The sequence below is a fragment of the uncultured Allofournierella sp. genome, from assembly GCA_944382705.1.
GTDB lineage: Bacteria > Bacillota > Clostridia > Oscillospirales > Ruminococcaceae > Allofournierella.
This window is the reverse complement of record CALWNE010000061.1, coordinates 19,251-43,846: the sequence shown is the minus strand read 5'-3', so window position 1 is coordinate 43,846 and position 24,596 is coordinate 19,251. Positions and strand designations below refer to the sequence as shown.

Genomic DNA, 24,596 nt, shown 5'->3' with positions numbered 1-24,596 from the left:
TTTGTTTTTGGCGGGAAAACATGGTATGAGTTATTGCCATTGGTCATGATTTGTGATATCCTTAAATACAAAATGCTTAATCTGTGACGACGGAGCAGGAATGAAAAAATCTGTCTTACACAGCAGCAAAGCTGCATTGCCCCCTATTTAGAATTATGTGGCAAGCTCGGTTTCGAAATCCAGTGAAAGTGCGGAAACGGGAGCTTACTGCCAATGTTTCAGATCATGAACTGACAAGGAGTAACTACATTGTGACATGGGATATGGTTTCAGAATACTGTGCGCTGATGATTCTTATTATTATCCTCGCCTACGAAGATAAGGGCAGCAGTATTCCGAGTTTTAAAAATAGAATCTTTCGGGGCTGTCTGATTGTTACGCTTCTTTCTATCGGGAGCAATATTATCTCCACTGCCATGATAGAAAATCTGTCTATCTCTCCCATTGCTTTGACCAGGTTTGTTACAACCTTGTATTTTTTGTTTACCCCCATTATGGGATTGGTCTATTTTAGCTATATCGCATCGATCGTGTACGAGGGAACAGACAAAGTTAAGCGAACGATTCTGAGGGTAAGCGTACCTGCTATTGCTTTTGCGTTGCTGCTTTTTAGCAATGCAAAAACAAAGTACATCTTTGATATCACACCGGAACATGTGTATGTCCGTGGTGACTATATTTTCTTGACTTATCTTGTATTCTATCTGTACTGCATTCTCTCTGTTTGCATTGTAATGCTCAATTTCAAAAAGTTAGGCAACAAAAATCGCCGTGTTCTGTTGCTGTTTCCCATGCTTGCTATCGGCATTATTGTTTTTCAGCAAATTCATCCAGAAATTGTGCTCACGGGCTTTGCAGCAAGTTCAGCGTTGCTCGTTGCCTATTTGTACATCCAGAACCGCCAAATCTATATGGACTATTTAACAAAACTTCCCAACCGATGGGAACTGCTGAAGATGCTGGAACACTTGATCGAGCAAAGCAAGGTGAGTCCTTTTTCGCTGGTGGTTCTTTCCGTCAAAGAATTTAAGGTTATCAACGACCGGTACGGCCAGCAGGTTGGCGATGCTTTTTTGCAGGCAATGAGCAATCAGCTGGTAAAATCCTATCCAACAGGTACAGTATACCGATTCAACGGCGACGAGTTTGCCATTCTGCTGCCGAAAGAAACGCATGTGCAGCAGCAGATGGATGCCCTCAAGCAAAGCATGGATAGAATGTGGACGGTTGGCAATGTAAGCTGCTATCTGTCCTTTGCCCTTGGCGGGGTGACTTACTCGCCCAACTATAAAAATGCGGATACCATCATCCAGTCCATCGAGTATGCCGTTATTGAGGCAAAAAAGATGGCCTCCAACAACATCTGTGTGTACGACGAAACGATGTTTTTGAAGATGGAACGCAAAAAGCAGATTGTGGAAATTTTAAAAACAAAGCTGACCGACGGCAAATTTGAAATGCACTATCAGCCAATTTATTCGGTGCAATATGGCAATTTTGCCTATGTTGAGTCGCTAATCCGCATGAATGATACTCCGATTGGGCCTATTTATCCAAACGAGTTCATTCCCATTGCAGAGGAGTCCGGTATCATTATCGAACTAACCTATGTGATTTTGGAAAAGGTGTGCAGGTTTGTAAAAGAAGCCCTGGCCATAGAAATTCCCTTCCAGTGCGTGCATGTGAATTTTTCGCCCCTGCAATTTTCTCAGCCTGATTTAGCGGAGCGAGTCATGGAAATTATCAGGGAATATGAAATTCCAAGCGATAAAATCAAAATCGAGTTCACCGAAAGCGCCATTGCTGAAAGCACCAATGTGGTGATTGCCTTCTCTCAAAAGATGAAAGAGTACGGCATCAAGATGGGTCTGGACGATTTTGGTACGGGCTATTCCAATATATCCACCGTTATGAGCATTCCGTTCCATGCCATTAAAATGGATAAAAGCCTGGTTCACAAAGCCATGGAAGACCAAAAGGCTTCCGGTATGATTCAAGGTATGATTACGGCATTTCACTCGCTGGATCTCCAGGTGGTTGCAGAAGGTGTGGAAACCAAAGAACAGCTGGATAAGGTTTTGTCGTTCGGCGTGGACCAGATTCAGGGCTATTACTTCTCCAAGCCGCTGCCCAAGCAAGCTGCATTGGAGTTTTTAAAGCAGGAAAATACTCAGACCAACAATAAAACTCTGGCAGCAGCTGCCCGCTGAACCGATGCAGCTTTTTGCTTGATGCTGGGTTTGCTTGCTATACAAGAACTTGGTCTGCTAGGCATGGCTCGCAGGTCTCTGCTGAAGAAATTCACCGTGAATTTCTTCAGCGAAAGGGGACTTGCGGGCTGTGCCTTTTTTGTGTCAATCCGGCTTGCTTTGGGCTTTTGGCAAACGAATCTGGAAAAAAACATGGTTGCATGGTATAATAGCAAGATAAGTGTCTGGTATCTTTGCTGTGGCATTTGTTCCTATCTGCGGTGCTTTTTTAAACAAGTTTGCGGGCCATAGCGGTAAAGCGGACAAGCTTTTGTGGAATGGCCTTTTCTGTGCCTAGTGCAGCAAATCACCTTGGGAGCCATGGTTAAAATTGCAAGGCAGCAATCAGCCCAGGATACCGGACACGACAGAATTTTCCAGTTTAGTTGCGGAGTGAGTTGTTGGTGGAATGGTCGGCGTTTTCGTTGGTTGCAGGGTTTATAATTGATTTGCTGATTGGGGACCCACACAGCATTCCACATCCTGTTGTAGCAATGGGAAAACTGATTGCTGCATTGGAGCAGATGCTACGAAAGCTGTTTCCCAAAACAGAAAAAGGGGAGATAGCAGCCGGAGCTGTTTTGTGGATTGCGGTGGTTTCGGTTTGTACGGTCTTGCCGTATCTGGTTTTGCTTTTGTGTGCTCTCATCAGTCCGTGGCTGCGTTTGGCGGTGGAAAGCATTATGTGCTGGCAAATTCTGGCCACCAAATGCCTGAAAGACGAAAGCATGAAGGTGTACAAAGCCCTGAAAACAGGAGATTTGAACCAGTCCCGGACCGCTGTTTCCATGATTGTAGGCCGGGATACCACCCGTTTGGACGATGCTGGCGTTACCCGGGCTGCGGTGGAAACTGTGGCAGAAAACACCTCCGACGGAGTAATAGCGCCCCTGTTTTTTCTTCTGCTGGGCGGAGCGCCCCTGGGATTTTGTTACAAAGCCATTAATACCATGGATTCCATGCTGGGCTACAAAGAGCCGCCTTATAAAAACATCGGGCTGGTTCCGGCAAAAATGGACGATGTGGCCAATTTTATTCCTTCCCGGATTGCGGCATTGCTTATGCTGGCAGCTGGCTTTTTTGGGGGGATGGATGTAAAAAACGGCTGGAAGATATTCCGGCGGGATCGCCGAAACCACGCAAGCCCCAATTCGGCACAGACGGAATCGGTCTGTGCCGGTTTGCTGGGGGTGCAGCTGGCGGGAGATGCCTGGTATCACGGGGTTCTGCACCGCAAACCCCACATTGGAGATGCCCACCGTGAAATCCGGCATGAAGATATTCCGGCGGCCTGCCGTCTGCTGTACCTGACCGCAGTTTTTGCCCTGCTGCTGGGTTTATTGGTTCGGGCCTGCATGATGCACTGAGGAAAAACACCATGCTTTACTACACAAAAAACCCCCACGGGGGAGACATCTACCAGGGGGATATCCACCTGGATTTCTCCGCTAATACCAATCCCTTTGGCACACCCCCGGCGGTACTGCAAGCCATATCCGCTGCATTGCCCCAGCTGCACTGCTACCCAGACCCCTACTGCCGTCAGCTGATCACCGCTATTGAAACCTTTGAGGCTGTGCCAAGGGAATGGATTCTTTGCGGAAATGGAGCGGCAGAGCTGATTTATGCATACTGCCGGGCCTTGCAGCCCCGGCGGGCTATGGAGCTTGCGCCTACTTTTTCGGAATACTCTCTGGCGCTGGAGCAGGTGGGCTGCCAGGTGCAGCGGTACCAGCTGAAGCAGTGCCGGCAGTTTGCGTTGGATGAGGACTTTTTGGCAGTGCTGGAGCAAAGCTGCCCCGATGTACTGTTTCTTTGCAATCCAAACAATCCCACCGGCCAACTTCTGCCGCCATCGCTGCTTCAAAAAATACTTGCAGTATGCCAGCGCAAAAACATTCATCTGTTTGTGGATGAATGTTTTTTAGACTTGGCAGACAAATCTGATAGCCTGAAAAAGCACCTGGAACAATATCCCCAGTTGTTGCTGTTGAAGGCGTTTACAAAAAGTTACGGTATGGCAGGGGTACGGCTGGGCTACTGCCTTTGCGCACAGGCAGAGCTGCTGCAAAAAATGGCCCAAACGGTACAGCCCTGGAATGTGTCGCTTCTGGCCCAGGCGGCAGGTGTGGCTGCCTTGCAGCAGGAGAGCTTTCTCCAAAATACTCGCTCCCTGATTGCTGTAGAGCGCCCGTGGCTGCAAAAACAGCTGGAGAACCTGGGGTTCTGGGTTTGCCCCTCCCAGGTCAACTACCTTTTGTTTCAAGGGCCGGAGAATCTGCATCAGCGGTTAAAGGCATACGGCATTGCCATACGCAGCTGCGCTAACTACCACGGTCTTGGCCAGGGGTGGTACCGCATTGCAGTGCGGCAGCACAGCGAGAATGAGCGGCTGATTCACGCAATAGGTTTGGTATTGAAAAAGGAGCAACCATGGCAAAAAACATTATGATTCAGGGCACCATGTCCAATGTGGGCAAAAGCTTGCTGACCGCAGCGCTATGCCGTATTTTTAAACAGGACGGCTACCGGGTGGCACCCTTCAAAAGCCAGAACATGGCCCTTAATTCCTTTATTACAAAAGATGGCGGGGAGATGGGCCGGGCACAGGTGGTACAGGCAGAAGCTGCCGGGATTGAGCCGGATGTCCGCATGAACCCTATTCTGCTTAAACCCACTACCGATGTGGGCAGCCAGGTGATTGTGGCAGGTCAGGTACAGGACAACATGAAAGCTATGGAGTATTACCGCAAAAAACGGGAGTACATTCCTGCCATTCTGGATGCCTACAACAGCTTGGCACAGGAATACGATATTATTGTAATCGAAGGCGCAGGCAGCCCGGCTGAAATCAATCTGAAACAGCAGGATATTGTCAATATGGGAATGGCCGAACTGGTGGATGCCCCCGTATTGCTGGTGGGGGACATCGACCGGGGCGGCGTGTTTGCCCAGCTGTATGGTACCATAGCTCTTTTGGAAGAATCTGAGCGGAGCCGGGTAAAGGCGACGGTGGTGAATAAGTTCCGGGGAGACCGGGCCATTCTGGAGCCGGGCATTCAGACTTTGGAGCAGCTGTGCGGTGTTCCGGTGGCAGGCGTGGTTCCCTATACCCATCTGGATATAGACGATGAGGACAGCCTTACCCAGCGCTTTGAACGGAGCAACCAGCAAAAACTCATTGACATTGCGGTAATTCGGCTGCCCCGCATCTCCAATTTCACGGATTTTGCACCCTTCGAGCAATACCCCAATGTTTCGCTGCGCTATGTGGAGTCGGTGGCGGAACTGGGCAAGCCGGATTTGATTTTTATTCCTGGCACCAAAAGCACCATAGCCGATTTGCAATGGCTTCGTCAGTGTGGGCTGGAAGCCTGCATTCAAAAAGCAGCATCGGCCGGAACGCTGATTTTTGGTGTGTGCGGTGGGTACCAGATGATGGGCAACAGCATTTATGACCCACAGCAGGTGGAAGCTGCCGGGGTTACACAAATCAACGGCATGGGTCTGCTGGCGATGGATACCCTGTTTGAGGGCCAAAAAATTCAAAGACAAACAGCGGGAACTTTTGCGGGGATAGAAGGGCGGCTGTCAACTTTGAATGGCTGCTCCTACACAGGCTACGAAATTCATATGGGACGCAGTCAGAATGAATTGCCGCCTGTGCAGGGCCATGGAACCATCTATGGAACCTATATCCACGGCGTTTTTGATGAACCTGGCATCAGTGACCGGATTTTACAGGCAATTTGCGCCCACAAGGGTGTCCGCTTTGCTGATTTGGGTACCTTTGACCTGAAAAAGCATAAGGAACGCCAATACGATTTACTGGCAGATGCAGTGCGCAGCGGTTTGGATATGGAATTAATCTACCGCATTCTTAACCGGCAAAACTAAGCGGTTAAAGGGTGCATAGAAAACAATAAGGGAGATAGAGCAGATGAAACAGAACGACCATACTTTTTTTGAGAATCGGGAGTGCAGATATTTTCCCTGCCATAAAACCCAGCAGGAGGATTTTAACTGTCTGTTCTGTTACTGCCCCCTGTATGCCCTGGGAGAACAATGTGACGGCAAGTTTGCCTACACAGAAAGCGGCATCAAGGATTGCAGCAACTGCCTGATTCCCCACAGTGCCGGTGGCTATGACTATATTCTGTCTAAATTTCCGGCAATTGCAGCACTTGCAAAGCGGCAGACACCCCATGAATAAATCCCAAAAATACTGGGGGAAGCTCGCCGCATCAAACAGGGGAAAGGGGCCAAAGCAGATGGGTCAAATTCTTTGCATCATTGACGGAATGACCGACCCCTATTTCTGCGTGCAAGACCTGCCCCAGCTTTCCTCCATGCACCGGCTGCCAGACCGAGATAATACCCAAGGAAGAGAGCCGGAAACCATGGGCTGCGTTCTCAGCCTCCTTGGAGTGGAGCATATCCCAAATAATCTGCGAGGTTATCTGGAGGCCTTGGGCAGCGGCATAGCAGTTTACCCGGATGATTTGATTCTGCGGGGCAGCTGGTACCGGCTGGATGAAACAGGGGGCTGCTCGGTTCCTTGTGCTGGCCCCCGGATGATTCATTCCACTGCTTTTCGTTATCATCACCTGGGTGGGTACAAAAGCCTGCTGGTTTTTCCCCATATGGCGGATAGAATCTGTGAGGTAGCTACTTGTTTGCCAAGCAGCCTGAACGGGGCAACCGCCATGGAGTTTATGCCAAAGGGGCCCATCCCACTAAAAAATGCTTTTTTGCAGTGTATGTCTGACCACCGGTTTCTGGTATTGTGGGGCCAGTCCATCCCAACCGCCCTGGCTCCCTTTCCCCAGCGTGGGGCTGCGGTGTGCGGAAAAGGCCTTGTGAAAGGCATTGCAAAAGCCCTTGGCATGGATTTAGTGCCTGTACAGGGGGCAACAGGGGATACCGACACAAATCTTGCAGCAAAAGCAGCGGCAGCGCTGGCTGCGGCCCGGCACTATCCATTTGTACTTTTGCATATCAACGGAGCGGATGAAGCATCCCACAGAAAAAATCCCCAGGAAAAGAGAGCGTTTTTAAAACGGGTGGATCGGGAGGTACTGGCCAATCTCCTCAAGTCGGGCCATGGGGTCGCGGTGGTTTCCGACCATGGAACCGACCCCATTACGGGGCTGCACCTTGCCGGCGGCCAACCAGTCTTTGCAACTCATCAAAAAGGATCAACACGATGCAGCAACATTTAAACAACCTTATCTCCGCCGTATTGCCGCTGGATGCAGAGGCAATGCATCAAGCACAAAAGCGGCAGGCGCAGCTGGCAAAACCCCCTGGCAGCCTGGGTATGCTGGAGGAGCTTTCCATCCAGTTGGCAGGCATCACCGGCCATGTGCACAACCACATTTGCCGCAAACATCTGCTTGTGTTTGCGGCGGATAACGGCGTGGTGTGCGAAGGTGTATCCAGCACACCAAAATCCGTTACCTTGCAGCAGAGCATCAATCTTACCCGGGCCAAAACAGGCGCTTCGGTGTTGGCAAAGCAGTTTGGCTGCCAGGTTACGGTGTGCGATATGGGCATTGATGCAGAGGTATCAACACCGGCCATTTTAAACCGCAAAATTGCTTATGGAACCCAGAATATCGCCCAAGGCCCAGCCATGACCAGAGAGCAGGCTCTGCAAGGGATTCTTACCGGCCTGGAACTGGCCCAAAATTCTTTTGCAGATGTGCTGGGAATTGGGGAAATGGGCATTGGCAATACCACCACTTCCTCCGCCGTGGCGGCTGTACTCCTTAATGTGGATGTAAACGAAGTGGTGGGGCGGGGAGCCGGCCTTACCGACGAAGCCTTTTTAAAAAAGAAAGCGGTCATTCGGCAGGCCATTGCCCTGAACCAGCCCAACGCCCAGGACCCAGTGGATGTTCTGGCAAAGGTGGGGGGATTTGACCTTGCCGCCATGTGCGGTGCCTTCTTGGGGGCAGCCCTGGCCCGCAAGCCGGTTGTAATCGATGGGCTTATTTCGGCTGTGGCTGCACTTTGCGCCGTGCGGCTCTGCCCGGCGGTGCGGGGCTATCTGGTGCCCAGCCATCAATCCTACGAAATTGGCTATAAGCTGGTGATGGACGCAATGGATTTAAAGCCGATTTTTTCGCTGGGAATGCGACTGGGAGAGGGCAGCGGCTGCCCGCTGGCCTTTCAGGTGCTGGAAGCAGCCTGTGCCATCATCAACGATATGGCTACCTTTGAGCAAGCCGGGATTGAGGATGATTACCTGGAGGAGATCCGCCAGGGCGATAAATTTACCCCCTGCTAAGGGGAGGGGAGGTGCCCAATGGGCAAGCTGATTTTAATAAGCGGCGCCAATGGCAGCGGCAAAAGCCGGTATGCAGAGCTGCTGCTTTCCCGCACCACCGGAGAACGGTATTATATAGCTACCATGCAGCCCCAAACCCCAGAAAATCACCAGCGGATTGCAAAGCACCGCTTACAGCGCCAGGGCTTGGCCTTCCATACACTGGAGCTGCCCTGCGGTTTGCAAAATGCCCGCCTGCCGCAAGCAGCGGTGGTATTGTTGGAGGATGTTTCCAACCTGCTGGGGAATTTGCTGTTTGAACACAATGGCACACCCCAGCAGGCGCTGGAGGAAATCCGGGCATTGCAGGCCCGCTGCAAGCTGCTGGTGGCGGTTACCATATCCGACCTTTGTGCCGATGAATATCAGCAGGAAACAGCCGCCTACATCCATGCCCTGAATCAGTTGAACCAAGCCCTGGCGCAGCAAGCAGATGGGGTGATTGAACTACACAATGGGCAGCCTGTTTGCAAAAAAGGAGAACTCCATGCGTTGCTTTGAACCACTCTGGATTGCGCTTTCCACTTACAGTGCAGTTCCGGTACCTCAATTTGAATGGACCGAGCGTCCCATGAAATACGCCATCTGCTGGCTGCCCGCAGTGGGAGCCCTTTGTGGCGGAGCCCTCTGGGCATGGACTGTTCTGGCAGATGCCCTGCACCTAAGTGGAGTGCTGTTTGCGGCGGTGGCCGTCTGCATTCCCTTGCTCATGACCGGCGGCATTCACATGGATGGTTATATGGACACTATGGACGCCTTGAGCTCCCACCAGTCCAGAGAGCGGATGCTGGAAATCATGAAAGACCCCAACTGTGGTGCTTTTGCAGTGCTGTACTGTGGGGTTTATCTGCTGTTGCAGCTTGGTTTGGTGCATGAACTGCATCAAAGAGGGTGGATTGGGCCTCTGTGTCTGCTGTTTGTGCTTTCCAGAGCGCTCACTGCCCTGTGTGCTGTAAATTTGCCCAATGCCCGAAAAAACGGAATGCTCTGTGCCTATACCAAAAACACAGACCGCAAAATTGCAAACAGCACACTGGCAATTCTTGCCGTTTTAACTTGTGGCGGCTTGCTGCTGCTCTCGCCGGCTGTGGGCGGGGGTGCAGTGGCAGCAACCCTCTGTGCCGTGCTTTTTTACAAACAAATGGCACTCAAGCAATTTGGCGGTGTAACAGGGGACACATCCGGCTTTTTGCTGCAGCTGTGCGAACTGGTCGGCCTGGCAGGCGGTCTTATAGGGGGAATGATTGCATGATCCGAATGCTGTTTGTTCGCCATGGAGCAACCGCAGGGAACCTGCAAAAACGCTACATTGGCCGTACCGATGAGCTCCTCTGCCCCGAAGGAATCGCCCAGATAGAACAGTTATCCATGGCTCGTTCTTGGGATGCAAACCAGGTGTTTGTAAGCCCCATGCTTCGCACACGGCAAACAGCGCAGCTTCTGTTTGCAGATATCCCTCAGCAAATTGTGGAGGACTTCCGGGAAATAGACTTTGGCCTCTTTGAAGGCAAAACAGCCCGGGAGCTTGCCTGCAATACCCAGTACCAGCAATGGGTGGACTCCATGTGCCTTGGCCCCATTCCGGAGGGGGAAACACCTTCTGCTTTTAAGCAGCGCTGCTGTACAGCGTTTTTAAAGCTGCTGCCCAGTATTGCCGATGATACTACGGTGGCCTTTGTGGTGCATGGCGGTGTTATTATGAGTATTTTGGAACAGTTTGCCCTGCCAAAACGGAATTTTTACGAATACCATCTCCCGAACGGTTCCTTTTACGAAGCCGCCTTTCAGCAAGGCTGCCTTTTGCTGAACTAAAAACACGGATGCTTGCAAGGCAAGCATCCGTGTTTTTGATTTGATGCGGTAGTATGATAGAAAGGAGGTTAAACTGTGTAATACTGTGCCTGCGCCTGCCATAGCTCATGGTATTTTCCGTTTTTATCCGCCACAAGAGAATCGTGGGTTCCCTGCTGGATAACACTGCCCTCGTGGAATACCACAATCTCATCACAGAACTTGCAGGAAGACAAGCGATGACTGATGTAAACCGCAGTCTTATCCTGGATAATGTGATTAAATTTTTCGTAAATCTCGGCCTCGGCAATGGGGTCAAGGGCTGCGGTAGGCTCGTCAAGAATGATAAAGGGAGCATTTTTATACAAGGCTCTGGCAATGGCAATTTTTTGCGCTTCGCCGCCGGAGACATCCACTCCGTTTTTAGAAAAGTTTTTGTAAAGAAATGTGTTGATGCCTTGCGAAAATTGGGGGGCCTGCTCATTCAGGCCGGCCTGTTGTAAGCAGCGGTGCACAAGCTGGTGGTCGTAGTCTGATTTACCGGCTACATTTTCCCCTAAAGGCAGGGAAAAAGATGAAAATCCTGAAATACAACCGAGAATAGATTCATATAATCGCTGTAATTGTATTTGCGAATGTTGATTCCGTTTAAAAGGATTTCTCCCTCTGTGGGGTCATACAATCTGCATAAAAGCTTGATAAAAGTGCTTTTGCCGCTTCCGTTCACACCCACAACTGATAAACGCTTTCCGATTTGAAATTTCATGGATACATTGCGAAGGGCATAGCTTTCGCTGCCAGGATATTGAAAGGATACATTGCGAAATTCCACTTCATAGTTCCGGTCTCGGCGTTTTTCTACGGTTAAGCTGCCCTGGTACATACGATTGGGAAAATCCAAAAGGGTAAAAATCTGCTTTAAAAAGGGCGTGTTGTTTTCCATTTCACCCAGACAGGTCATGAGGGAGGTGAGCGCTTCGGATGCCTTGGTAAGGGATATCACATATTGCGTAACAGAACCCAATCCAAATGCGCCTGCCCAGGATTTTAAGCATACAAATGCATAGGCAATTCCGGTTGTTCCCACCGATGCGGCAGAGGATGTAGCCCAATACAAGCCGATAGGCCCACGACTCAAACGGGCGAATATACCTTGGGAAGAAAAGGGATTGAGGGTTTTGTTGGCAATATATTTCGCACATAATTGATCCTGGGAATAGGTTCTTACATCGGTAGCAATTTCCTTGCGATAACCAAGTAAAGCAAAAAAACTCAGGATTCGGTTTAAAAGGTTTTGAGAGTCCAGACTGCGAGCCCAATAGGTCTCTGATTTGGTTGCCATCGCTGCGGAAAGGCAGACGCAGGCCAGCATAAGGCCAACCACAGCAATGGAAAAGACAGGGCTGTTCAGCAGAGCGTGCCGCCCCTCGCTTGCCGGGACAGGAGTGGCGAACAAAGAAATGGTTAATGCCATGCTGCCAACCAGAGTAAGAACGGAAGAACAAAACGAGTCGAAGTTTTGCATCAGGCGCGGCATACCCCAGCCAGCACCGTTTGGGTTTTGGCGTATGGAAGAAAGCAGTTCGTTTGTTTTAGAATCATCTAAATCCACATAATCCATATTCAAGAGTTTTTGCCAAAAGATATGCTCCAGATAAAGGTACAGTCCCCGGTTTTTAGTGTTTTTCCAGCGCGCCAGAAGGGCGTCAATTACCCCAATGAACACAGAGCAACCCAGCGTTAGCACAACCAAGTGTTTAAGCCGCCGGGGATTATTTCCTGTGGAAATTTCTTCGATGATTAAAGCGGAGAGATAGATGGGGATGTAAGGCGTTAAGGAGGTCCATACAATGTGGAGCATACGGGAGAGTATCATAGCTGGGTCGTTTTTGTAAAGAATCGAAATACCACGAAAATTTAGTGCAAAGACCTCTTTCAAAAGTTTGCCTTTTTTAAGGATTTTCATGGCAATCATCTCCTTCGTTGTAGTATTTGCTCTGAACCTTGTACAGGCTGGCGTAGCGGCCCCCTGCAAGAATCAGCTGGTCATGGGTACCTTCTTCGGCGATTTTACCCTGGTCAATCAGGATAATTCGATCACAGAATCGAGTGGAGGCAAGGCGATGAGAAATGTAAACAGAGGTTTTGCCCTGGGTCATTTCGTGGTATTTTTGGTAAATATCAGCCTCTGCGATGGAGTCCAGTGCTGCTGTAGGCTCATCCAATATAATAAACGGTGCGTCCTTGTACAGTGCTCGAGCCAGCATAAGCCGCTGGGTTTCTCCACCCGAAAGCTCCACGGCATCCTCGTAAATTTTTCGGTTCAGATTGGTTTGGTATCCTTGCGGGAGCGAATCAATTTTTTCGGATAATCCTGCCTTAAAAACACAAGCTTTTACCCGCTCCAGGTCAATTTCATCATGGCTTTGGCTCACATTGACAGCAACGGTATCTGCCAAAAGAGAAAAATTTTGAAATACCGCAGAAAATAAAGTGTAGTACTCTTTTCGGTTAAAGGTTCGGATGTCCGTGCCGTTGAGCAGTACCCGCCCTTCTGTTGGATCTAAAAATCCGCAAATCAACTTAATCAGGGTGGTTTTGCCAGCGCCGTTCAGCCCAACCACAGCAAGGTTTTCGTTTGGATGCAGGGTAAGATTGATATCCTGCAAGGTGTATGCATCGGCACCGGGGTAGCGAAAGGAGACGGATTCTAAATCAATCCGATAGGATTGAGCAGGCGAGATGGGCTGGCCTCCTGTGAGTTGAAACGGTTCCGGAAAATCCAAACATTCCCGCACAGTGGCAATAGAAAGCGATTGCTGATGCAGCTTGCTTAATTCTTGTAAAATACCAGTAACCCATTGGGAAAAGCCGCCTACCGCAGTAAATACCAGCAAAAATTGAGCAATCGAGAGCTCCTGGCCTAACACCAGATCAATCAGATACCAATAGGCAATGCCGTTGCGAAGAAAAGCGGCCACAACATCGGCAATACGGCCCCAGATGTAAACACTTTCAGCCTTGTGCTGGAAAGCTCTATAGGCAGCCAGCGATTTGCGATACAAATCCTCCAGCCAGGGGCGTAATCCAAAAATATACATATCCTTAGTGCCTTCTGGAATTTGGCCGTTGCTGCACAAATACCGTATCTGCCGCACATATTCCGCCTCTTCGTCCCGATGCCGATAAGCGTATCCGTTGGTACGATAGGTTACATAATAACTGGCAGCCGTCGTGATTAAAATTACAAAAATCAAAACAGGCTGAATGCGATTCAGCAGCTGGATGTAAATGATAAATCCAAGACCATTTGTAATCAGGTTGGTCAGGGTGTCCCAGATTGCTTCGCCGGGACTATCGTCGTTGCCAATGCACTCCAACGCTTTGGTTAAAATTTTATCGAATATGTCGTTGTGCAGATTGGGGTAGGAGGTAGTAGCAGCTTTGTGATTCAGCATATTTGTCACTTCCAGGCGAACACTCAGTCTGCCAAACATGGTATTGGCCTTCACATAGGTCGAGGCAGCAGAAACAACCATTAATGCTGCCGAAAACAAGGTGATAGTGCCAATCAGCTTGCCAAAGGAGAGGTGTTGCTCCAAAGCGGAAAGTATAGCGGGAGAGATATATAGATTAATCATGTTGAGGCAAACTGCCAATAGTGCAGTAATTAAACTTAATGCCAGCACCTTTTTTTCGCCAGATGTCCATGCAAGTTTTATCATAAACCAAACATTGCTGAACATACTGTATTGCGGCTTTTTTGAAGAAGACGCTTCTTGCTTTTTTGCGTCATAAAAGCTCACCAACCTTTCGAATGATTTTCCGAAGACAATCCTACCATAAAAAATGCCCCCGAAAAAATCCGGGGACGAATCGTTGTTTTTGGAGGATGAATTGCAAATTTTTACACTTGTGGCAACAATATCTCCGTGGTAAAAGCCCCATCCTCACTGTTGCGGCTGATGTATCCCTCCAGCCGCTCTACAATGGCATCAATGCGAACAAGCCCAAAGCCGTGGTTCTTGCCCTTGGTACTGAGAAAGCGGGTTCCTATCTTTTTTAGTTTTTTGCCGGCAGTAAAGTTTGTAAAGGAGATGTACAGCTGGGTGTTTTTCATATCCATACACAGCCGGATGACCCGTTGTTCCTCCGGCAGTTTCAGGCTGGCTTCAATGGCATTGTCAAACAAATTGCCAATAATACAGCACAAATCAATTTCCGAGGTTTTCAGCTTTAAGGGAATATGGGCATCTGCAATTACCTGAATGTGCTTTGCCCTTGCCAGTGAGATTTTGGAATTTAAAATGGCATCGGTCATGGGATTGCCTGTTTTGATGGAGGTATCAACGGCGGTCAAATCCTTGTCCAGCAGGTTAAGATACTCCCGGATGGCCTCCAAATCTCCAGAGGTGGCATAGGCTTTCATGGTCTGGATGTGATTGCGGTAGTCATGCCGCCAGCCACGAATCTGCCGGTACATATTCTCCACTTCCTGGTAGTGGGTTTCAATCAGCTCCTGCTGATAGGAGGCAATCCGTCGATCAATTTTTTTTGGATAATATCCCCATATACTCACCCCATATTAATAATTGCCCGGTTAATGCTTTCGTAGGCTCCACGAGGAAGGGGAATGCTTGTTCCATCGCTAAGCGTTATTTCGGTTTTTGTAACCCGGCTAATTTTGGTCAGATTTACAACAACAGACCGTCCTACTCGGCAGAACCGTTCATTCAGATTCTTTGCCAATTCTGCCAGGGTCATTTTTATTGTAACATCTGTAAGGGCATGGATGGTTACATAATTTCCCATTACATCGGCATAGCGGATCTGGTAGATGGGTACACGAACCATTTCGGAACCAATTTCAAAATGAAAAACCTTTTCGTTTTTGGTGGCCTTTTCCACGGCACGGCTCAAAACCGTAAAAAGCTTTTCTTCTTTCACTGGCTTCACCAAATAATGCAGTGCAGCTACCTCATATCCTTCGGCTATGTAATCGGCATATCCTGCAATAAACACAATCTGAATGGTGTCGTTGGTTTGCCGCAATTGTTTTGCCATGGTGACACCATCCATAGAACCCATTTCAATGTCCAGAAGCAGAATGTCATAGTCACATTCCTGGGCATAGTGGAACAAAAAATTTTCAGCAGAAGAAAATGTGGTTATCTGCACGGTATGGCCGGTCTCGGCGGCCCACCTGGTGGTTAAATCTGAAATATACTGCCTGTCGGCGTTAGAATCATCACAAATTGCAATTTTATACTTCATGTTGTTGCTATTACTCAATATTTCTGTATAGGTTAAATCGCTTTAGCAGATAGCGAAATCTCACGGTTCGGGATTGAAAGTTGCCTTGCTATACTGCTTGGCATCGCATTGGGATAAAAGTATAACAGGCATTGGCCCAGACTTCAAGGATGGTTTGCGTGCAGCCTGGGTGAATTAGAGTGTTGCACTGACTGCTGCTTTTTGGTATCGTTTTTCAATTTTATCTTGGGTGCGCTCTACCTGTGCTGCTTTGCGCAGTAATAGCCAACGATAGTTTGGTCAGAATTTTTATCCAATTCCAGAATAACCGAAGTGTTAATATTCTGAACGACTCCGTTACGATTCAGGCAGATAAAATATTTGCAATAAATAAAAGCTCCAACACGAAACATATTCATCGGGTCATACCCGCATATAAAAGCATTGCAAGGGGTATATTCCCATTTTTCAATGGATTCTGCAACCAGTTTTTCTCTTGCTCTGATCATCTCGCCATATCGATTGGGAATAAAATCGTAGTGTTTTATTGCAACGGGGCTGTCGTCAAAAGCAATGGGATTTTGTTCATACAGTGTTTGTTCACCTGCAAAATAATTGTGCATCATCATTTTATGGGCATCACAGCACAGACAATAAAGAACACCGCTGTAATAAGAGATTCGACGCACATCGAACAACAAACTGTCCTGCTTGCGCAGGTTACAGAGATACTCGTTTATAACATCCGTAAACTTGTCAGGATTTATCCTGTGCAGCGCTTTTAAGCCCACATACTCGGCTGCACCTTCCAAGGTTTCTACTTTTAATTCCTGCCGAACCATGTCCGGATATGCTTTCATCCGCATGGTTCGGATTTGTGCAAATTTTTGCAATGCGTTCAAATCGTGTGTTTCATAGGATTTAGCCAGATAAAGGTTTTCGTTGTACTTTTTTTCAAAGTTCTCTATATCATTGGGATATCTTAAAAGAACCAGATCAGAAGGATACCGCTTTTCGCCATTGGCTCTTTGATGGCAGTGAAACATTTCATGTACAAGCAAATATGCAAGCTTTTCCATGTCATTAACAGGGTCTAATTCCATGTTCCAGATAGCTATGTATTCACCATTGTGTTCTATTGCAGTATTTCCTTTAAAGTCCTCTTGATAGGGCAGTATTTCCCCGACTAAACAGATTTCCTTGTTATTGTATAGGGCATAGTTATAGGGATGAAAGCCAGCAAATAGGGCACTGAAATCAACGGTTTTTAATACCGCATCTACTTCATTGTATATTTTTAATAAATCCATGTTTGTTACTCCCTTGATTGGGAACTAAAAATTTATGTTTCGCTTGGAAAGTAAGACTACCGTCTCCACATGGCACGAGAGGCTCTGATTGATGTCGTGGATTTGCGGTTTCAGCAATAATTTTCAGGGCGTTCTCGGAAATATATCGAAACCGAAATAAATCTATTATCTATTCTACTTTCTAAACCTCGCTTGTCAATGGGAACAAGTCAATATCGCAAGGCGGCTACTATATAATGTCAACATACAGTGCTCAAAAAATTATCGATTGTTTCGACCTCAATTCATCTTTTACGGGAATTGCTCAACCTTGACTTATCCCCAGATAAAATTCCATACACTCAAGGTAAATAAAACTATGTGCCCAAAAGCCGGCCTTTTTCTCGTATCATGGAAGAGAATGCAGTATAATGGTGGAGAGTGATAAAAATGCTGGTAAAGAACACAGAAAATCGATGATAGCTGGAATTTGTAAGTTTGGAGAACATGCTTCCGGAGCAATCAATTTTAAGAATATCTACGAATTTGTAGAGAATCTGTACTGCGAGGACAACGGCAGGCCGAGCGTAGACCCGGTTGCGCTGTTCAAGATTGTGCTGATTCAGCATATCTACGGAATCCCATCCCTTCGCCGAACCATGGAAGAAGTGAGCGTGAACCTTGCATATCGGTGGTTTATTAGATATACGCTGAACAAAGCAGTGTCGCATTTTTCCACTGTGAGCGACGCATTTGGCAGAACTATGTGGGGATGGCAGAGCATATCTGGCACATGGCGGTGTACAAAGAACTGTACCGGCTACGAAAAGAGAAAATTGAGCGTGTGTTTGCCGATGCGAAGGAAAAGCACAGTATGCGTTACATACAGTACAGAGGCTTGGCCCAGGTGACAAACTGGGTGCAGCTTAAATTTATTGCCATGAATTTAAAAAAACTGGCCACCTGGAAATGGAATGACCGCCATCCGGTACCGGATGGCCCAAGGCGCACCAGATTGCCCCAAAATGCATCGGACATTTCGTTGCTTTTTCCATCTTTCTTCCCGTTTACAAACCAAAAACCTGCTTTGGTTTGATTGCCACAGCAGGTTTTTCTACAAGCTGAATCGGCAAATCCGATTTTGTTTTTCTGAAATCGGTAATCGGCATACGTAATGCCTTGTCCAACGATGCAATGGTGCATTATTTACGGTATTGTAGACTTTCGCATAATCCAGCAGCTCCTTAAACAATACATCGGTAATAATCTTTTTGTTTTCCACCCAATCGACGAAACTACGGTACACACTGTTTTTTGGAACCAAGGTGTATATTCTTATTGCCAAATGCATACGAAAGAACATTTCTAGATCCTTGGAGTCCATAGAAAAGTTTTCTTCGATTTTTCTTCGATATTGCGCATAGAACTTGTCTTGCGTATTGCTGTCCAAATTCATAAGAAGGAAATTTATAATTAAATCGGCTGCTGTCAGATTTATGCCTGTAGTATTTATGCTCTCAAAATTTTATATGCATCATCCTTCTCTTTAGGAGTCCAATAAATTGCACTAACAGTACAATTTATTATAGCATTTTATGTAAAAATACAAGATGGACTTGGAAAATATGTTTAGAAAATAGTTCTCCTTTTGGTCATCACACATATATACATTGTCGTATTAATACAAATGTAGAAATATGGCATAAAACTATAAAATACTTCTTTATAATAAAGAAAAATTTATAAAACCACAAAAAACTATTGAAAAATGCAGGAAATTGTGCTATGCTACACAAATATTATTGTGCTTATCAGAAATGGAGGCCTCTATGAATGTCCAAAACAATGAAAATTATATCAGCATTGAAGAAGCTGCAGAATATTTAGGCGTCAAACCGTCCACAATTCGCACTTGGATAAAAACGAAAGATATGCCTGCACATAAGATTGGTGGAAAGCTGTGGAAATTCAAGCGTTTTGAAATCGATAAATGGGTTGATAGCGAAAAAGGTAAAAAATAACCACTGGTTAATCAAGGAGTCAATTATGTTAAGATTAGGTAGCGTGTTCAGCGGCATCGGAGCAGTTGAACACGCATTAGATCGCTTAGGAGTTCCATATGAAATCGCCTTCGCGTGCGACAATGGTGAGCGCCGACTCAAAACCAGTTATGATGCTATTTTTGCCGCTACTGAGGGAATGAGTAATTCGGAAAAAAACAAGTATGTCACCGCATTGTACAATTCCGAATCAGGCGTTAATTATGTGGAGCAAACATATAAGGCAAATTACCACATTGAAGATGCAAATTTCTATCAGGATGTCAAACTTCTTGATGGGCACGAATTTAGAGATTTTGTAGATTTATTCGTTGGCGGAAGCCCATGCCAGAGTTTTTCGATTATGGGTAAGCGTGGTGGTCTTGAAGAAGCTCGAGGCACGCTCTTCTACGAATATGCACGCCTCGTAGATGAAATTCGTCCCAAAGTTTTCATTTATGAAAATGTAACAGGTATGTTAAACCATGATGGAGGGCGAACCTGGGAAGTCGTTTCAAATATTTTCAATACTCTCGGCTACAAATGGAAATATTTGGTTTTAAATGCGACCGATTTTGGTCTCCCGCAGAACAGACGAAGAATATTTGTTGTTGGGTTCAGAAAGGATCTTGCTAAATACTTTAATCGCATAAATGACCCCCAGAAAGTAAAGCTGCGTGAGGATATGACCGCACATCTGGAAGAGTTTATTCCCAACAAATATTACCTGCCAGAAAAGGGGTTTAAAAGGGTTATTGACCCCAATCAGAAAAAGCACGTCGCACTTAACGGAAAAATCGCTCGTTGCCAGGTGGCTTGTCAACAATTCAACTGGTTTGGCGACATGAGATTTGAGACAGAGATACCTCAACGGCTTGAAGAGGACGAGCGTGTGTTTAAGGGTGAGTATAACGGTGTTCGAGGAGTAGCTCGTTGCCTTACTCCTCGTGAATGCCTGCGTCTTATGGGCTTTTCTGACAGCTTTAAGATTAATGTTCCGGATCCCCATATGTACAGACAGGTGGGGAATTCCATTGCGGTTAATGTGTTGATGGAGGTCGTCAGACAGATCAGATTAACCGGTGTGTTTGAAAAGGAAGAACCGTCATGAACAAAGAAAACAGACTTCAAGTCGCAACTGTATTCAGCGGCATTGGCGCTCCAGAGTTTGCTTTGCGTAGACTTGGCATTCCGCACGATGTCGTCTTTGCTTGCGATAACGGAGAAATCGATTTACTAAAACCAGATGAGGAAATTGCCGAAGAACTGAAGAATATCCCTGCTTTAGAAGAACGCAAGGCGTATGTGCGTTCCCTTGTTCCTCCAAGACGAGTTAACTCTGTCAAAAAATCCTACCTCGCAAACTATGATATGGATGAAAGTCACTACTACCATAATGTGCGTTTTTTGGAGGGTTCTGAGTATCGAGGAAAAGTCGATCTTTTCGTTGGAGGCAGCCCTTGTCAAAGTTTTACTTTGCTGGGTTACCAAAAAGGCCTCGAAGAAGCAAGAGGTACTCTCTTCTACGAATTTGCTCGTTTGGTAGACGAAATTCAACCCAAAGTATTCATTTACGAAAATGTCCAAGGACTCATTAAACATAATAAAGGTCAGACATGGGAAGTTGTTCAGCGAGTATTCGACTCTTTGGGCTACAAATTGCACTCTTCCGTACTGGACGCTGCGGAATATGGGCTCCCCCAAAAGCGTAGACGTATATTTGTAGTTGGCTTTAAGTATGGCGGGGAGAAATTTAAATTTCCCAGCACAGTTCCACTTAATTTCACAATGCAGGATTTTTTACTTGAAAATGCTGCTGATGGTCATGTAACTGCAAATAAAGGGAAAATTGTAGTAAAACCTGGCGGACAAGAAGTTCCTGACAAATATTTCTTATCCGAACGAATTCTCCCTGGCATTATGTGTGAAGGCACCGGTGGTTTCTCTATGAAGCCGGAAATCGACCTTAAAATTGCCCGCCCGCTCATGAGTACAATGCACAAAATGCATAGGGCCGGCGAAGATAACTATGTGACTACGAATGGCAAAATTAGACGCCTTGCACCAAGAGAATGCCTTCGCCTTATGGGATTCACAGACGACTTTAAAATCGAAGTTGCCGACACCCCTATGTATAAACAGGCAGGAAACTCCGTAGCTGTAGATGTGTTAATGGGACTTATCAAGGAAATCATAAAATGCATGGAGATGTAAATTATGAAATGGTCAATGGACACACATAAATATATTAGCGAAATCACAAGGACTGCCCTTAAGATTATGTCCGACCACAACATTTCATCTGAATCTGAAGCAGAAGAAATAGAGGCTGTTGAGCGTGACTTGGCGGCTGCTGGTGTATATAAGGATTTTGAGGCTGCAAGGGGGCGTGTTCGCCGTGCGTTGTTTACTTATTTCAAAGCATATCACTGCCTAGATGCAAACGAACACCTGACGGACATTGGGCGCTTATATGCTGACGGAAGCCTCTCAATTCAGGAGTTTTCTTTTTACTATATAGTCAACTACATTTACAAAGATAACCATTCGGAATACTACCCTACAAGATTAATTCTCTCTTGTCTTAAGCAATTGGCAGACCAAGGTGCTCAACACGCATATATTTCTGCGTACGATTTTTCTAGAATTGTTGATTGTACTTCCATGGAGGATGTAAACAGTGGATTTATTGATGACCTGCTATCTATCCGCCTCGGCCAAATTCCTGTTGTAAATGAAAGAAGTATCGGCTTTGATGTGTGGGCGAAAATGTTAGTTCAGGCTGGTATTTTGAAAAGAAATTCCGACCGTTCGCTTTCTGTTGCAAACCAAGGTCTGGCAGATTGGATTCTCGATGCATACGGACAGCCTCTTACCACATTGAATGGTAAAATCAACTCTGGCATATTAAAATACTTTCCTGTCCTCCCACTTAACAATTCGCATGGCGATATATTGCCTTACGAAAATGAGGGAAAGGCTCTGCAAGCGTTCTTATTTGACGCTATCGACGACGCCATTATCGACAAATTTATTTTCACAAACACTACCTCTACCTTTGCCAATATGTTATACTCCCTCGGAGTTGTGGGTGCAAAAGGATTTTACAGTTCTTTCATTGGTTTGGAACGACTCATCGGTTTTTCGCTGGCAGCAAATCATAATCCTGCCATCAAAACTGTGGGCGAAATTCTCTCTCGTATCGAAATCAGCACCCTTGATCTAGATGATATCGATATTGATGCTGTTGTTGAAATTGACGAAGAGTCTCGCGTTTCCAGTGGCACTAATATTTTGCTCTACGGTGTTCCTGGCTGCGGTAAAAGCTGGACCATTGAACATGAATACTGCAAACCAGGAACCAATGTTGAGCGTTTGGTATTCCACCCGGATTACTCCAACGCTGACTTTGTCGGACAAATTTTGCCTGTTGTAGATCCGGTTGACAAGCAGGTGACTTACGAGTTTACTCCGGGTCCCTTTACTAATATTCTCCGTGCTGCGTATATAAATCCTCATCAGAGATATGTTCTTGTTATCGAAGAAATCAACCGCGGTAATGCTCCTGCAATTTTTGGTGATGTGTTCCAGCTACTCGACAGAACCGTATCCACTAAAACCTCCGATGGAATTACTTATTCTGCTGGAACCAGTGAATACGGTATTACAAACGGAAATGTAGCAAAGGTTGTATACGGTGACGAAACCCACAAGGTTCGTATTCCATCCAATCTGTCTATCTTGGGTACTATGAATACATCTGACCAGAATGTATTTACCCTCGATACAGCATTTCAGCGTAGATGGAGAATGCGCCTCATTGAGAATGATTTCTTTAATGTCCGCACTTCTCTTGCTCAAGCCGAAATTCTCGATACAGGGGTAACTTGGAGAAGATTCTGCGAAACAGTCAATGAAATTATCATCGGAAATAAAGCAAAAATTGCATCTGCGGAAGACAAACGCCTCGGTGTCTATTTCGTTCATGAGAATGAGCTGAAGTTTGATGATAGAGCCGTTGCAAAACCGCCACATACAGTTTTTGCTTTGGAGTACAATGAACTTCTGAAAGCTGAAATGATGAACGGCACGCCAGAAGAAGCTGCTCGACTGGCCGAAGTGCGTGAAGCCCTTATGCAGATTCGCATCTTCCCGGAAAAAGTAATCAAATACCTTTGGGACGATGCCTTTAAATTTAACCCAGAGGCGCTATTTGATACTGACAATATGGATAGCCTGGAAAAGGTAATCCGTACATTTGTACTCAGCCAAGGTCGCGAGCGTTTTAAGATTTTCAGGTCTTCCGTGCAGCAAAAGCTGTACCCTACTCAGCAGTAATTTAGACACCGTAAAAGGAGCTGGTCATCGATGGACTTAACGAAAAATCTTCGTCAGCGTTGTCATGTAAATACCAACGAAGATGGTGATTCATTTGTTGGTGTAAAAGCAGATACCGATGATGCCGTTATATACTTTCCTATTGGGTATCAGTTGCCGGATAATGACGATGACCTGCGTGTTGATATCAACAACCTTTTCGGTGTGCTGGCGGCTTTTGTGAAAGAAGACCGTGTTATTGAGGCATCAAAATTTGAAGCCCCGCAAACAGTCGATTTTCCCATCCACGCATATCTGACTGTCATACGCGATTTTCTTCACAATGCTCGCTATTACACAGAAACGGATCCAATTTACAAAACGGACACCAAAGGAAGAGCCTCTTGGGCAAGAACAATCCGGGAGCAACGTCCCTTGGTTCAAAAGAACGGTTCGCTGATTTTCACCAGTATGACCGTGCGGTCATCTACGCCAAACACCAATAAGGAAATTACTCAAATTCACAAATACTGTGTCTATGAGGCCTTCGAAAAAATGGGATGGCTGTATGTGCCATTCATGCCTGAACAACCCGGAAATCATCCAACTATAAAAGCCTCCATTGCTATTCTGACCAAGAAACTCAGCACAACCAACAATGACAACGAACAAAAGTTGTTTGGTGCGATGCGTTCTATGCTTGAATATATGGACAAGCACAGCGCAGACACGCAGTACTTCTTCGGTACTGACCGGTTTGATGTTGTGTGGGAAAAAATGATTGACCGAGCCTTTGGTATTGAGGGTAAAGAGCGTTATTTCCCACGAACAAGGTGGTTGCTACACTATGGACAGGATCGCGAGAAAAATCCGCTTCATCCCGATTCCATAATGATTTATGGCGACCACTATTATGTACTTGATGCAAAATGCTACCGCTACGGATGGACTGGTACCACAGATCATCTTCCGAATAGCACGGACATCAACAAGCAGATTACATATGGCGAGTACATAGAGCGGGCGCATAGCATTCCAAACGAGAGATTGTTCAACTGCTTTATTATGCCATTTAACCAGGCAGACAACCCCTTCGGAATTACTGGTACTATTGCTAATATCGGCGAAGCAGTCGGAGATTGGCGATATGATCCCAACAATCCGAAAATGAAGAACTACGAACGTATCCAAGGCATTGTCATGGATACGAGGTATCTCATGTACAACTATATCGGAACCCCGGAACAGCAGAAAAAAGAACTTGCAGAGTGTATTGAGCAAGTTCTTTCCAAGGGCCTTGTTTCTGCACCACATATAAGATAAAACT

The 24,596-nt window shown here is 46.4% G+C and carries 23 protein-coding genes; 17 read left to right on the top strand and 6 right to left on the bottom strand.

Annotation, left to right across the window (positions count from 1 at the left end; translation table 11 throughout):
* The first annotated feature begins 251 nt into the window (after positions 1 to 251).
* The 10 genes from ACH2EM_RS09580 (at position 252) to ACH2EM_RS09535 (ending at position 10,392) form a co-directional block, all read left to right on the top strand.
* Entirely contained in the window at positions 252 to 2,210 is a 1,959-nt protein-coding gene (locus tag ACH2EM_RS09580; RefSeq protein WP_395152255.1) for a putative bifunctional diguanylate cyclase/phosphodiesterase, read from the top strand.
* 443 nt (positions 2,211 to 2,653) lie between these two features.
* Complete coding sequence (gene cbiB / locus ACH2EM_RS09575; protein ID WP_395152253.1) at positions 2,654 to 3,616, top strand: adenosylcobinamide-phosphate synthase CbiB; 963 nt, start codon at positions 2,654 to 2,656, stop codon at positions 3,614 to 3,616.
* An 11-nt stretch (positions 3,617 to 3,627) separates the two neighbouring features.
* A complete protein-coding gene (locus ACH2EM_RS09570; protein ID WP_395152251.1) occupies positions 3,628 to 4,701 on the top strand; it encodes a pyridoxal phosphate-dependent aminotransferase in 1,074 nt (357 codons plus the stop codon).
* Complete coding sequence (locus ACH2EM_RS09565; protein WP_395152249.1) at positions 4,683 to 6,146, top strand: cobyric acid synthase; 1,464 nt, start codon at positions 4,683 to 4,685, stop codon at positions 6,144 to 6,146. The genes ACH2EM_RS09570 and ACH2EM_RS09565 overlap by 19 nt, the downstream gene beginning before the upstream one ends.
* A 43-nt stretch (positions 6,147 to 6,189) precedes the next feature.
* Positions 6,190 to 6,462, top strand: coding sequence for a cysteine-rich small domain-containing protein (locus ACH2EM_RS09560; RefSeq protein ID WP_395152247.1), 273 nt, complete (start codon positions 6,190 to 6,192; stop codon positions 6,460 to 6,462).
* Positions 6,463 to 6,520: 58 nt separating this feature from the next.
* Positions 6,521 to 7,471, top strand: coding sequence for a hypothetical protein (locus tag ACH2EM_RS09555; RefSeq protein WP_395152245.1), 951 nt, complete (start codon positions 6,521 to 6,523; stop codon positions 7,469 to 7,471).
* Positions 7,456 to 8,541: a nicotinate-nucleotide--dimethylbenzimidazole phosphoribosyltransferase gene (cobT, locus tag ACH2EM_RS09550; protein WP_395152243.1), complete on the top strand. Its 1,086-nt coding sequence runs from the start codon at positions 7,456 to 7,458 to the stop codon at positions 8,539 to 8,541. The genes ACH2EM_RS09555 and cobT overlap by 16 nt, the downstream gene beginning before the upstream one ends.
* 18 nt (positions 8,542 to 8,559) lie before the next feature.
* Positions 8,560 to 9,081 carry a bifunctional adenosylcobinamide kinase/adenosylcobinamide-phosphate guanylyltransferase gene (locus tag ACH2EM_RS09545; protein WP_395152241.1) on the top strand — a complete coding sequence of 174 codons (522 nt, stop codon included), beginning with the start codon at positions 8,560 to 8,562 and terminating at the stop codon, positions 9,079 to 9,081.
* Positions 9,068 to 9,832, top strand: coding sequence for an adenosylcobinamide-GDP ribazoletransferase (cobS, locus tag ACH2EM_RS09540; protein ID WP_395152239.1), 765 nt, complete (start codon positions 9,068 to 9,070; stop codon positions 9,830 to 9,832). The genes ACH2EM_RS09545 and cobS overlap by 14 nt, the downstream gene beginning before the upstream one ends.
* Complete coding sequence (locus ACH2EM_RS09535; protein ID WP_395152237.1) at positions 9,829 to 10,392, top strand: histidine phosphatase family protein; 564 nt, start codon at positions 9,829 to 9,831, stop codon at positions 10,390 to 10,392. Before cobS ends, ACH2EM_RS09535 begins: the two co-directional genes overlap by 4 nt.
* Before the next feature lie 68 nt (positions 10,393 to 10,460).
* Here ACH2EM_RS09535 and ACH2EM_RS09530 read toward each other — a convergent pair whose 3' ends face one another.
* The 6 genes from ACH2EM_RS09530 to ACH2EM_RS09505 all read right to left on the bottom strand — a co-directional run bounded on the left by ACH2EM_RS09530 (position 10,461) and on the right by ACH2EM_RS09505 (position 16,934).
* Positions 10,461 to 10,886 carry an ATP-binding cassette domain-containing protein gene (locus ACH2EM_RS09530; protein ID WP_395152235.1) on the bottom strand — a complete coding sequence of 142 codons (426 nt, stop codon included), beginning with the start codon at positions 10,884 to 10,886 and terminating at the stop codon, positions 10,461 to 10,463.
* A 41-nt stretch (positions 10,887 to 10,927) separates the two neighbouring features.
* On the bottom strand, positions 10,928 to 12,337 hold the full coding sequence (locus ACH2EM_RS09525; protein ID WP_395152233.1) for an ATP-binding cassette domain-containing protein: 1,410 nt from the start codon (positions 12,335 to 12,337) through the stop codon (positions 10,928 to 10,930).
* Positions 12,324 to 14,012, bottom strand: coding sequence for an ABC transporter ATP-binding protein (locus tag ACH2EM_RS09520; protein ID WP_395152231.1), 1,689 nt, complete (start codon positions 14,010 to 14,012; stop codon positions 12,324 to 12,326). Before ACH2EM_RS09520 ends, ACH2EM_RS09525 begins: the two co-directional genes overlap by 14 nt.
* A 266-nt stretch (positions 14,013 to 14,278) precedes the next feature.
* Positions 14,279 to 14,854: a sensor histidine kinase gene (locus ACH2EM_RS09515; RefSeq protein WP_395152229.1), complete on the bottom strand. Its 576-nt coding sequence runs from the start codon at positions 14,852 to 14,854 to the stop codon at positions 14,279 to 14,281.
* Between the two features lie 92 nt (positions 14,855 to 14,946).
* Positions 14,947 to 15,645: a LytR/AlgR family response regulator transcription factor gene (locus ACH2EM_RS09510; RefSeq protein ID WP_395152227.1), complete on the bottom strand. Its 699-nt coding sequence runs from the start codon at positions 15,643 to 15,645 to the stop codon at positions 14,947 to 14,949.
* Positions 15,646 to 15,881: 236 nt separating this feature from the next.
* Positions 15,882 to 16,934 (bottom strand): hypothetical protein, encoded by a 1,053-nt coding sequence (locus tag ACH2EM_RS09505; protein WP_395152225.1) that lies wholly within the window; start codon positions 16,932 to 16,934, stop codon positions 15,882 to 15,884.
* Between the two features lie 410 nt (positions 16,935 to 17,344).
* Between ACH2EM_RS09505 and ACH2EM_RS09500 the strand changes: the two genes are divergently transcribed.
* The 7 genes from ACH2EM_RS09500 (at position 17,345) to ACH2EM_RS09470 (ending at position 24,592) form a co-directional block, all read left to right on the top strand.
* Positions 17,345 to 17,824: a transposase gene (locus ACH2EM_RS09500; RefSeq protein WP_395152223.1), complete on the top strand. Its 480-nt coding sequence runs from the start codon at positions 17,345 to 17,347 to the stop codon at positions 17,822 to 17,824.
* Positions 17,707 to 18,009 (top strand): transposase, encoded by a 303-nt coding sequence (locus tag ACH2EM_RS09495; RefSeq protein ID WP_395152221.1) that lies wholly within the window; start codon positions 17,707 to 17,709, stop codon positions 18,007 to 18,009. The genes ACH2EM_RS09500 and ACH2EM_RS09495 overlap by 118 nt, the downstream gene beginning before the upstream one ends.
* A 733-nt stretch (positions 18,010 to 18,742) precedes the next feature.
* Positions 18,743 to 18,934, top strand: coding sequence for a helix-turn-helix domain-containing protein (locus tag ACH2EM_RS09490; RefSeq protein WP_395152219.1), 192 nt, complete (start codon positions 18,743 to 18,745; stop codon positions 18,932 to 18,934).
* A gap of 25 nt (positions 18,935 to 18,959) precedes the next feature.
* Complete coding sequence (locus tag ACH2EM_RS09485) at positions 18,960 to 20,063, top strand: DNA cytosine methyltransferase (RefSeq protein ID WP_395152217.1); 1,104 nt, start codon at positions 18,960 to 18,962, stop codon at positions 20,061 to 20,063.
* On the top strand, positions 20,060 to 21,166 hold the full coding sequence (locus ACH2EM_RS09480) for a DNA cytosine methyltransferase (RefSeq protein WP_395152215.1): 1,107 nt from the start codon (positions 20,060 to 20,062) through the stop codon (positions 21,164 to 21,166). The genes ACH2EM_RS09485 and ACH2EM_RS09480 overlap by 4 nt, the downstream gene beginning before the upstream one ends.
* Before the next feature lie 3 nt (positions 21,167 to 21,169).
* Positions 21,170 to 23,290 (top strand): AAA family ATPase, encoded by a 2,121-nt coding sequence (locus ACH2EM_RS09475; protein ID WP_395152213.1) that lies wholly within the window; start codon positions 21,170 to 21,172, stop codon positions 23,288 to 23,290.
* A gap of 30 nt (positions 23,291 to 23,320) precedes the next feature.
* Entirely contained in the window at positions 23,321 to 24,592 is a 1,272-nt protein-coding gene (locus ACH2EM_RS09470; RefSeq protein ID WP_395152211.1) for an LlaJI family restriction endonuclease, read from the top strand.
* Positions 24,593 to 24,596 lie beyond the last annotated feature (4 nt).